The sequence below is a fragment of the Pseudomonas sp. Colony2 genome (genome assembly GCF_019382755.1).
GTDB lineage: Bacteria > Pseudomonadota > Gammaproteobacteria > Pseudomonadales > Pseudomonadaceae > Aquipseudomonas.
In genome coordinates, this window is record NZ_CP080030.1 from 6,857,199 (window position 1) to 6,867,515 (window position 10,317).

The 10,317-nt window shown below is 62.4% G+C and carries 12 protein-coding genes and 1 other RNA gene; 10 read left to right on the forward strand and 3 right to left on the reverse strand.

Annotated elements, in window-relative coordinates:
• Nucleotide 1: 1 nt before the first annotated feature.
• Nucleotides 2-559, reverse strand: a complete 558-nt coding sequence (locus JV201_RS28180) for a YecA family protein (RefSeq protein WP_003213952.1) — start codon at nucleotides 557-559, stop codon at nucleotides 2-4.
• 139 nt (nucleotides 560-698) lie between these two features.
• Between JV201_RS28180 and JV201_RS28185 the strand changes: the two genes are divergently transcribed.
• The 4 genes from JV201_RS28185 to JV201_RS28200 all read left to right on the forward strand — a co-directional run bounded on the left by JV201_RS28185 (nucleotide 699) and on the right by JV201_RS28200 (nucleotide 2,117).
• A complete protein-coding gene (locus JV201_RS28185; RefSeq protein WP_003213954.1) occupies nucleotides 699-908 on the forward strand; it encodes a TIGR02449 family protein in 210 nt (69 codons plus the stop codon).
• Complete coding sequence (locus JV201_RS28190; protein WP_003213956.1) at nucleotides 905-1,222, forward strand: cell division protein ZapA; 318 nt, start codon at nucleotides 905-907, stop codon at nucleotides 1,220-1,222. The genes JV201_RS28185 and JV201_RS28190 overlap by 4 nt, the downstream gene beginning before the upstream one ends.
• Nucleotides 1,223-1,252: 30 nt before the next feature.
• Nucleotides 1,253-1,431, forward strand: a non-coding RNA gene (gene ssrS / locus JV201_RS28195) — 6S RNA.
• Nucleotides 1,432-1,487: 56 nt separating this feature from the next.
• Nucleotides 1,488-2,117 (forward strand): 5-formyltetrahydrofolate cyclo-ligase, encoded by a 630-nt coding sequence (locus JV201_RS28200; RefSeq protein WP_219406279.1) that lies wholly within the window; start codon nucleotides 1,488-1,490, stop codon nucleotides 2,115-2,117.
• A gap of 7 nt (nucleotides 2,118-2,124) precedes the next feature.
• Here JV201_RS28200 and JV201_RS28205 read toward each other — a convergent pair whose 3' ends face one another.
• Nucleotides 2,125-2,274: a hypothetical protein gene (locus JV201_RS28205; RefSeq protein ID WP_003213959.1), complete on the reverse strand. Its 150-nt coding sequence runs from the start codon at nucleotides 2,272-2,274 to the stop codon at nucleotides 2,125-2,127.
• Nucleotides 2,275-2,470: 196 nt separating this feature from the next.
• Between JV201_RS28205 and JV201_RS28210 the strand changes: the two genes are divergently transcribed.
• The 4 genes from JV201_RS28210 (at nucleotide 2,471) to JV201_RS28225 (ending at nucleotide 7,863) form a co-directional block, all read left to right on the forward strand.
• Entirely contained in the window at nucleotides 2,471-2,920 is a 450-nt protein-coding gene (locus tag JV201_RS28210) for an EVE domain-containing protein (protein WP_003213961.1), read from the forward strand.
• A gap of 140 nt (nucleotides 2,921-3,060) precedes the next feature.
• Entirely contained in the window at nucleotides 3,061-4,026 is a 966-nt protein-coding gene (locus JV201_RS28215) for an HlyD family secretion protein (protein WP_003213963.1), read from the forward strand.
• On the forward strand, nucleotides 4,023-6,743 hold the full coding sequence (gene rbbA, locus JV201_RS28220; RefSeq protein ID WP_219406280.1) for a ribosome-associated ATPase/putative transporter RbbA: 2,721 nt from the start codon (nucleotides 4,023-4,025) through the stop codon (nucleotides 6,741-6,743). Before JV201_RS28215 ends, rbbA begins: the two co-directional genes overlap by 4 nt.
• Nucleotide 6,744: 1 nt before the next feature.
• Nucleotides 6,745-7,863 carry an ABC transporter permease gene (locus JV201_RS28225; RefSeq protein ID WP_219406281.1) on the forward strand — a complete coding sequence of 373 codons (1,119 nt, stop codon included), beginning with the start codon at nucleotides 6,745-6,747 and terminating at the stop codon, nucleotides 7,861-7,863.
• Nucleotides 7,864-7,981: 118 nt separating this feature from the next.
• Here the strand turns inward: JV201_RS28225 and JV201_RS28230 are convergent, their stop codons facing one another.
• The gene (locus tag JV201_RS28230) at nucleotides 7,982-8,389 is read right to left on the reverse strand and encodes a flagellar basal body-associated protein FliL (RefSeq protein WP_003213967.1); all 408 of its coding nucleotides are present in this window, start codon (nucleotides 8,387-8,389) and stop codon (nucleotides 7,982-7,984) included.
• Between the two features lie 149 nt (nucleotides 8,390-8,538).
• Here JV201_RS28230 and JV201_RS28235 point away from each other — a divergent pair, with 149 nt between their 5' ends.
• Nucleotides 8,539-9,516, forward strand: coding sequence for an NADPH:quinone oxidoreductase family protein (locus JV201_RS28235; RefSeq protein ID WP_003213968.1), 978 nt, complete (start codon nucleotides 8,539-8,541; stop codon nucleotides 9,514-9,516).
• A gap of 76 nt (nucleotides 9,517-9,592) precedes the next feature.
• On the forward strand, nucleotides 9,593-10,210 hold the full coding sequence (locus tag JV201_RS28240; protein WP_008438881.1) for a flagellar basal body-associated protein FliL: 618 nt from the start codon (nucleotides 9,593-9,595) through the stop codon (nucleotides 10,208-10,210).
• Nucleotides 10,211-10,317: the final 107 nt, after the last annotated feature.

Here is a 10,317-nt window from a genome sequence, read left to right on the forward strand (position 1 = left end):
CTTAGTGCAGCGACGGCTTGGGTGCAGCGGGCTCAGCCGATTTACGGGTCTCGGTGAACAGCAGCAGCGGCGCGACGCGCAGGTATTCCATGACTTCCATGTAGTCGCTTTCGCCGTCTTCGGACTCTTCCAGGGCGTCTTGCACCTGGGAGATGGCGGCCAGGTCCTGCAGCACTTCCTGGGCATCGGTGCTCAGGTCGAGGCCGCCGGCGTTCACGCCGAAACCGTGGAGGAAGCCTTGGCACCATTGGCCCAACGCGGCGGCGCGCTCGGTGAGCGGCGCGTCATCGGTAGGCAGCAGCAGGACGACGGTGACGTCATCACCGGTCAGCTCGCCTTTAACCATCTCTTGCAGGCCGATGAGCGCATTGCGCACGTTTTCGGTAGGCTCGGTTTCCAGCAGCTCGGCGACGTCGGCCAGCCAGTTGTCGGCATCAAAGCCGACACCGGTGCAGCTGCGGCCCAGCAGCACGCCGTGCAGTTCGGCAGGCGAGCAAGGATGACCGCTGGAACTCAGCAGTTTGGAAAAAGCATCGTACGGGGAGTTCTGAATGGGCATGGTGAGCTAGGCGCCAGACGGCGCAATGTCTAGAATGAAGCGCTGTATCCTAGCATCGGCAGACGTACCAAGACTATCGAGGGCGTCAGATCGTTTATCCAGCAGTTGCCATTCATCAGACAAAATCCAGTGGAACCCAATGGAAGACACCGACCTGCAAGCGCTGATGGCCAGACTCGAGCTGCTAATTAACCGGGTCGAGCAACTTAAGAGCCAAAACGGACTCCTATTAGCTCAGGAAAAGACCTGGCGCGAGGAACGCGCTCACCTCATTGAAAAAAACGAAATCGCCCGGCGTAAGGTCGAATCGATGATTTCGCGCCTGAAGGCCCTGGAGCAAGACTCATGAGTTCAAGCAATAGCGTCACCGTGCAGATTCTCGACAAAGAATATTCGATCATCTGCCCCCAGGAAGAACGCAGCAACCTGGTGAGCGCTGCCCGCTACCTGGACGGCAAGATGCGCGAAATCCGCAGCAGCGGCAAAGTCATCGGCGCCGATCGCATCGCCGTGATGGCCGCCCTGAACATTACCCACGATCTGCTGCATAAGCAGGAACGGCCTGACGTGCAGGCCAGCGGCTCGACGCGCGAGCAGGTGCGCGACCTGCTGGAGCGGGTCGATCTGGTACTTTCTACCGATCCAGAGCCACCCAAGGGCTGATTGCGGCGTCGGTTTCGGGTATACTCGCCCCACTCCCTGGCGTGCTTGCCAGTCGGCGATGTCCCTGAGCCGATTCGCACTACCCTGGAAGTTACACGTTGGGCTGGTGTGCATGTCCGCTAGACGGAAAGCCTTAAAGCCTACTGTTTCTTCCACCTTGAACTTTCGGGTTCAAGGGCTAAGTCGACAGCGGTTCTGTCGGGGAGCCTGATTCCCAAATCCAATGCCAGTCCCAGGACTGGCATTGTTTTATGAGCCGAAAACCATGACCGAACCTGCGCCGCTTTCCCGCCCGCAACTTCGACGCATGCTGCGCAAAGCCCGCCGCGACCTGACGCCAAGCGAGCAACGCCAGGCCGCCCTGGGCCTGTATCGGCAACTGGCACAGCACCCGCTGTTTCGCCGGGCCAAACACCTATCCTTATATCTACCGACGGACGGTGAAATCGATCCGCGCCTGCTGCTGCGCGCTGCACAGCGCCGGGGCAAGGCGACGTACCTGCCGGTGCTCAGTGCATGGCCGCGAACCAAGATGGTGTTCCAGCGAGTGCGCCCCGGCGAAAAGCTGAGGCCCAACCGTTTTCGCATCCTCGAGCCCCAGGTAAATGCCGGCCGGCAACGCAAGGTCTGGGCGCTGGACCTGGTGCTGCTGCCACTGGTTGGCTTTGATGATGAGGGCGGACGGTTGGGCATGGGCGGCGGGTTTTATGACCGCAGCCTGGCCTACATGGCCCGCCGGAAATCCTGGCGCAAGCCGACGCTGTTGGGCCTGGCCCATGAATGCCAGAAGGTCGAACGATTGGCACAGGCAAGCTGGGATGTACCGCTTGAGGGCACAGTCACCGATAAGGATTGGTATATAGCAGAGACGCTACTGGAATCAGCAGCGCCTTGAAGACGGGTCAGCGTTTGAACGGTTGCGGCTGTTGCTGTGCGAGTTCAATCGGTGCGTCAGTCTTGTTCGACCACAAGCTCTGCGCATAGCCGGTGGTCACAACGCCCAGGCCGAACAAAATAACCAAAATCCATAGTAAATCCGGTTTGCGTTTCATCGATTGCCCCCCTTCAGGCATCTTGCACACGATGACAGCAACGTTCCATTAGTAGTCCGTGCCAGCTGCGTCAAGCTCAAAACCCCGGCATTCTGCGTTAACGTGAACCAACACGCAAACCTTGACGCCAACCGACTGTCGGTTTGTCATAAAATTGCAGGACAACTTTCCCAATCGACTTTTGAGGAGCGAAAACATGGCCTATTGGCTGATGAAATCCGAGCCCGATGAACTGTCCATCAAGGGCCTGGAAAAGCTCGGCGAGGCCCGGTGGGACGGGGTGCGCAACTACCAGGCGCGGAACTTCCTGCGGGCGATGGCGGTGGGTGACCAGTTCTTCTTCTACCACTCCAGCTGCCCGGAACCGGGGATTGCCGGCATCGGTAAAATCGTCGAGGCAGCCTACCCGGACCCGACCGCGCTGGAGCCCGACAGTCATTATTTCGACGCCAAGGCCAGCCCTGAAAAAAATCCGTGGAGCGCGATCAATGTTGCCCACGTCGAGACCTTTGCGAAGGTCCTGGGGCTGGGCTATCTGAAACAGCAAACTGCCCTCGCCGAGTTGCCCCTGGTGCAAAAAGGCAGCCGCCTTTCGGTGATGCCGGTCACCGCCGAGCAATGGGCCGCCGTACTCGGCCTGCGCTGAAACAGCAGAACCCTGCGGTCACGCCCATGGCGCATGCATCTGCGCGCCAACCGGGTTAGGCTGGCGCTTCATTTGACCCGCATCAAGGGCCTCCGGGCAGGATCGGTCAAACTAGGACGCTAACGCCGCAGGATGCACCCATGTCGACGAACCACCGTACCTCCCATCTTTTCGCCATTCCATTGATTGTCTTGCTGCTGGCCGCCGGCGGCTTCGGCTATTGGCAATCCACCCAGGACCGCCTGCCCGAAGGCTTGAGCATGGGCAATGGCCGGCTGGAATCGACTGAAGTGCAGATCGCCGCCAAGATCCCCGGGCGCCTCGCCGAAGTGCGGGTGGACGAAGGCGACAAGGTGCTCAAGGGCCAACTGCTGGCGCGCATGGACACCCGCACCCTGGAAGCCCAGCGCGCCCAGGCCGAAGCTGAAGTGCTGCGGGCCAGGGAGAATTTCGCTGCTGCCGAAGCCAATGTGCAACTGCGCCGGAGCGAACAACTGCTGGCCAGCCAGGAACTCAAGCGCACCCAGGAGCTGTACAAGCGCGGCTTCGCCAGCGGCCAGCTGATCGACCAGCAGCAGGCCCGGCAAAACACCGGCAACGCTGCCGTGGTCGCCGCCCAGGCCCAGGTCAATTCGGTAAAGGCCGCCATCGGCGCCGCCCAGGCTCAGGTCGCCCAGCTCACCAGTGAAATCGAAGACAGCAGCCTGCGGGCGCCTATCGACGGCATCATCCAGCTACGCCTGGCCGAACCCGGCGAAGTGCTCGGCGCGGGTGGCCGCGTGTTGCTGCTGATCGACCCCAACGACCAATACATGAACCTGTATCTGCCCGCTTCGGTAACCGGCGCCCTGACCGTCGGCAGTGAGGCGCGGATCGTCCTCGACGCCCTGCCGAAGCAACCGCTGCCGGCGAAAATCAGCTTCGTCGCCGCCAAGTCGCAGTTCACCCCCAAGGAAGTGGAAACCCGCGACGAACGCCAGAAGCTGGTGTTCCGGGTCAAGCTGCGGCTGACCCAACCAAGCGCCGTGCCCCAAGCCAAACCGGGCATGCCCGGCGCCGGCTATGTGCGCACCGCTGACCTGGACTGGCCGGCTAACCTGCAATGAGCGGCCTGGCGCTGCACGCCACGGGGATCAACCATCGCTACGGCAAGCAACAGGCGCTGATCGACATCGCCTTCAGCCTGCCTGCCGGCACACGCTGCGGCCTGATCGGCCCGGACGGCGCCGGCAAGTCGAGCCTGCTGGGCTTGATCGCCGGGGTCAAAAAGCTTCAACAGGGCGAGCTGCAAGTACTCGGTGGCGCCATCGAAGGCCGCCGCCACCGCAACAGCCTGTACCCGCGTATCGCCTTCATGCCTCAAGGCCTGGGCGGCAACCTGTACCCCGAGCTGTCCATCAGCGAAAACATCCGGTTCTTTGCCACGCTGTTCGGCCTGTCAAAAGCCGATTGCGACCAGCGCATGCACAACCTGCTGCTCGCCACCGACCTCGCGCGTTTCGCCGAGCGCCCCGCCGGCAAGCTCTCCGGCGGCATGAAGCAGAAACTCGGCCTGTGCTGTGCGCTGATCCACGACCCGGACCTGTTGATCCTCGACGAACCCACCACCGGCGTCGACCCGCTGTCCCGTCGACGCTTCTGGGAACTGGTGGAAACCGTACGCAGCGAACGCCCGCAGCTCACACTGCTGGTGGCCACCGCCTACATGGAAGAGGCCGAGCAGTTTGAACACTGCCTGATGCTCGACCGCGGCAAGCTGATCGCCGACGGCCTGAGCAGCGAACTGGCCGCCGCGACGCCCAGCGGCAAACTGGACGAAGCCTTCACCCATTTCCAGGGCGACAGTGCCCATAACAATGAACCGCTGGTGATTCCGCCCCGGCAAAGCGACAACACCGACATCGCCATCGAAGCCCACGACCTGACCCTGCGATTCGGCGACTTCACAGCAGTCAACAAGGTCAGCTTCGCGATTGGCCGGGGCGAGATCTTTGGTTTCCTCGGCTCCAACGGCTGCGGCAAGACCACCACCATGAAAGTCCTCACCGGGTTGATGCCCGCCACCGAGGGCACCGCCACGCTGCTGGGCAACCCGGTCAACGCCAAGGACCTGGCCACCCGCAAGCGCGTGGGTTTCATGTCGCAAAGCTTCTCGCTGTACGGCGAACTCAGCGTGCGCCAGAACCTGGTGCTGCATGCGCAGTTGTTCGACCTGCCCAAGGCCGAGAGCGGCCAGCGCATCGACGAGTTGATCAAGCGTTTTGACCTGAGCGACGTTGCCGAGCAGCCGTCCGGCGAGTTGCCGCTGGGCCTGCGCCAGCGCTTGTCCCTGGCGGTGGCGGTGCTGCACCGCCCGGAAGTGCTGATCCTCGATGAGCCGACCTCGGGCGTCGACCCGGCCGCGCGGGATGACTTCTGGCGGCTGCTGATCGAACTGTCCCGGGAACAGGGCGTGACGATCTTCCTGTCCACCCACTTCATGAACGAAGCCCAGCGCTGCGACCGCATCTCGCTGATGCACGCGGGCAAGGTGCTGGCCTGCGACACGCCAGACGCGCTGCAACAGCAGTTCCACGGCGAAACCCTGGAAGCGGCGTTCGTCACCTGCCTCGAACAGGCCCAAGGCGCGCCCGAAGCGGCCACCGCGCCCTCCGAAACCGTCAGCGAACCCATGGCCCCACCCGTCAGCAAACGCGGGTTCAGCGTCGCCCGCCTGTTGGCCGTGGCCAGCCGCGAAGGCAAGGAACTGCTGCGGGACAAAGTGCGCATGGCCTTCGCCCTGTTGGGGGCGATTTTCATGATGGTGATCTTCGGCTACGGCATTTCCCTGGACGTGGAAAAGCTCGCCTTCGCCGTCTACGACCAGGATCAGACGCCGCAAAGCCGCGCCTATCTGGAGGCCTTTCGCAGTTCGCGCTATTTCGCCGAACAGCCGCCGATCACTGACTCCAACGAACTGCACAAACGCCTGCAGCGCTCGGAGATCAAACTGGCGCTGGAGATTCCGCCAGGGTTCGGTCGCGATCTCTACGCCGGCCGCCAACCCGCCGTGGCCGCCTGGCTCGATGGCGGCATGCCGTTCCGTGCGGAAACCAGCCGCAATTATGTCGAGGCCGTGCACCAGGCCAACCTCCAACAACTGGCCGAACTGAACAGCACACCATTGAATCAGCAAGCCGCCGCCAAACTGGAAACCCGCTTTCGCTACAACCAGGACGTGGTCAGCGTGAACGCTATCGGTCCCGGCGTGATGGCGCTGATCCTCGCCTTCATCCCGGCAATGCTCACGGCCCTGGGGATCGTGCGCGAGAAGGAACTGGGCTCCATCACCAACTTCTACGCCACCCCCCTGACCCGCCTGGAATTCCTGTTGGGCAAGCAGGCGCCGTACCTGGCCGTGAGCCTGATCAACCTGGGCCTGCTGGTGGCGATGAACCGCTGGCTGTTCGGCGTCCCGTTCAAGGGCAGCGGCGTGACCCTGGCTTTCGGCGGCCTGCTGTATGTGCTGGCCACCACCAGCATGGGCCTGCTGATTTCCGCGTTCACCCGCACCCAGATCGCAGCGATCCTCGGCACCATGATTATAACCAGCCTGCCGACCATCCAGTTCTCCGGGCTGATCGTGCCGCGCTCGTCCCTGGAAGGCGCCGCCGCGTTGATGGGCATGTTGTTCCCGGCGGGCTACTTCCTCGACATTGCGGTGGGCACCTTTACCAAGGCCCTGGACCTGCGTCAGCTATGGCCACAGTGCCTGGCGCTGTTCGGGTTTTTCCTGGGGTTCACCGGGCTTAGCCTGATCATGCTCAAGAAGCAGGAGGCCTGAGATGCACAAGTTCGCCCATATCCTGCGCCTCGGCATCAAGGAACTGACCAGCCTGCGCCACGACAGCGTGTTGCTGCTGTTCCTGTTCTACGCCTTTACCGTCGCCATCTATATGCCCGCCGCCGGCTCGGTGATCGGTGTGCACAACGCCAGCGTGGCCTTTGTGGATGAAGACCACAGCGCGCTTTCCCGGCAACTGGCCGAAGCACTGCAACCGCCGGAATTCCAGGCGGCGGTGCCGTTGCCGTACGACCAACTGGACAAGGTGATGGACAGCGGCCAGTACACCTTCGTGATCAACGTACCGGCGAATTTCCAGGCCGACCTGTTGGCCGGGCGCCAGCCGGGGGTGCAGGTCAACGTCGATGCCACGGCCATGAGCCAGGCATTCATGGGTGCCGGGTATATCGGACGGATTTTCCAGCGGGAATTGCTGACCTATGGCAACCAGGCCGATGCCGCCCAAAAGGCGCCGGCGCTGCTGACCACCCGGGCGCTGTTCAATACCAACCTGGAAGGCGGCTGGTTTCTGGCGGTGATCCAGATCGTCAACAACATCACCATCCTCGCCATCGTGCTGACCGGCACCGCGCTGCTGCGTGAGCGCGAACACGGCACCCTCGACCATTTGCTGGTGCTGCCGCTGACTGCGCTGGAAATCATGCTGGCGAAAATCTGGAGCAACATGCTGGTGGTGGTGCTGTGCACCTGGCTGTCGCTGGAAGTGGTGGTGAAAGGCTTGCTCGGCGTGCCGCTGGCCGGGTCGCTGACTTTGTTTTTGCTGGTGACGGCGCTGTACCTGTTTGCCAGTACTGCCCTCGGCATCTTCCTCGCCACCCTCGCCCGCTCGACGCCGCAGTTTGGCCTGCTGGCGATCCCGGTGATTATCCCGATGCTGCTGTTGTCCGGCGGCAGCACGCCGCTGGACAGCATGCCGCAGTGGTTGCAATGGGTGATGCAGGGCTCGCCGTCGACGCACTTTGTGAGCCTGAGTGCGGCGATTCTGTTCCGGGATGCGGGTGTGAATGTGGTGTGGCCGGACTTGCTGGCGCTGGCGGGGATTGGGTTGCTGTTCTTTGCGGTGGCGTTGGCGCGGTTCAGGAAGAGCATGGCTTCCTGAGGTGCCTGTCAGGACCTCTTCGCGAGCAAGCCCGCTCCCACACTTGACCGAGTTCTAACATGAGAATGCGGTTAAATGTGGGAGCGGGCTTGCTCGCGAAGGGCGCGAAGCGACCGGCTTACTGGATGATCAGGTTGTTGAACAACAGATCCTCAACCTGCGGCTTGCCGGTTTCGTCGTTCATCACTTGCTGGGTCTGCTTCAGGGCTTCCTGGCGCAGTTTTTCCTTCCCATCAACGCTGCTCATGGTGTCGTTGGTCTGCTGGGTAAACAGCGCCACCAACTGGTTGCGAATCAGCGCGTCGTTGGCTTTCACGGCAGCGGCTGCCTCGGGACCGGTGACCCGCAGGGCGATATCCGCCTTGAACACCCGCAGCTTCGCGGTGCCATCCAGGCCGTAGTTACCGACAAACGGCGGGCTCAGGCTGATATAGCTGACCTTCGGCGCTTCGCCTTCTTTGGCTTCTTCGGCCAGGGCTGCCGTCGGCAGTGTCAGGGCCAGCATCAACAGGATCCACGCTTTCACAGTTCATTCCTCAATTCGGTTGCCCAGTAGCATAACGCTAGCAGCCCTGAGCACAAGCTTATGGCGACTTATCAGGCCTGGGCATGCTCGTTGACCCGTCGCCCTGCCCACCTACACTTATCGGCCAACACGCCAAAAGGAATAGTCCGATGAAAGCTGTGCTGTGCAAAGCCTTCGGCCCCGCCGAAAACCTGGTGCTGGAAGACGTCGAAAGCCCGGCGATCAAGAAGAACGAAATCCTGTTGGACGTGCATGCGGCCGGGGTCAATTTCCCGGACACCCTGATCATCGAGGGCAAGTACCAGTTCAAGCCGCCCTTCCCATTTTCGCCAGGCGGTGAAGCGGCAGGCGTGATCAGCCAAGTCGGTGAGAACGTCAGCCACCTGAAGGTCGGTGACCGGGTGATGGCCCTGACCGGCTGGGGCAGCTTCGCCGAGCAGGTCGCGGTGCCGGGCTACAACGTGCTGCCGATCCCGCCGAGCATGGACTTCAACACCGCCGCCGCCTTCAGCATGACCTACGGCACGTCGATGCACGCCCTGAAGCAACGGGCCAACCTGCAACCCGGGGAAACCCTGCTGGTGCTCGGTGCCTCCGGCGGCGTCGGCCTGGCTGCGGTGGAAATCGGCAAGGCCATGGGCGCCCGGGTGATCGCCGCGGCCAGCAGCGCCGACAAGCTGGCGGTGGCCAAGGCGGCGGGTGCCGATGAGTTGATCAACTACAGCGAAGCCAGCCTCAAGGACGAGATCAAACGCCTTACCGGCGGCAACGGCGTGGATGTGATCTACGATCCGGTGGGCGGCGACCTGTTTGACCAGGCCATTCGCGGCATCGCCTGGAATGGCCGGCTGCTGGTGGTGGGCTTTGCCAGCGGGCGCATTCCTGAGTTGCCAGTAAACCTGGCGCTGCTCAAGGGCGCGGCGGTGGTCGGGGTGTTCTGGGGGTCGTTCGCCCAGCGCCAGCCGCAGGACAATGCCGCCAACTTCCAGCAACTGTTCGGCTGGTTCGCCGAGGGCAAGTTGAAGCCGCTGGTGTCCCAGGTGTACCCGCTGGAGCAGGCGGCGCAGGCGATCAACGACCTCGGCCAGCGCAAGGCTGTGGGCAAGGTCGTGGTGCAGCTACGCTGACTATTGTTTCATTTTGTCCGCGGAGTGCCTGGGCCCATGATCGGCCGAGGCACTCACTCACTGGCAGGAATGAATAATGGTCACACCGCTGCGCGCGCTGTTTCTGGGGTTGTTGATGATGGTGTCGGCTCACGCCTTTGCCCATAAAGAGGGCAAGGATGTACGCGGGCTGAACAACGTGACGGTGCTGATCGTGCGCCATGCGGAAAAACCCGATGAAGGTCCGTTGCTGAGCCCCAAGGGCGAACAGCGGGCGGCGGCCTACGCCAGCTATTTCGACCCACTGCTGTTGAACGGCATCTCCGTGGTGCCCCAGCGGCTGATCGCTACCAGCGACAGCAAGGAAAGCTCTCGCCCGCGCCTGACCCTGACACCCCTGGCCCAGCGCCTGCAGCTCCCGCTTGAAACCCCCTACTCAGACGATCAAGTCGGCAAGCTGGTGAAGTCCCTGCGCAAGTCCAACCAGGCGCAGACCGTGTTGATCGCCTGGCATCACGGGCATATCGACAAGTTGATCGAGGCCTTCGGCGGTGACGGCGCGGCGCTGACCGGGATGAAGAAATGGCCGGAAAATGTGTATGACTGGCTGATCGTGTTGCGCTTCGACGACCAGGGTCAACTGGTGGAATCCCGCAGCCAGAAGATCCAGGAACACCTGCTTCCAGGTGATATCGCAGCCGCCAACGGCAACTGAACCGAATCACTGCCTGTGGTGAGGGAGCTTGCTCCCGCTGGGGCGCGAAGCGGCCCCAAAAGATGGGACTGCTGCGCAGTCCAACGGGAGCAAGCTCCCTCGCCACA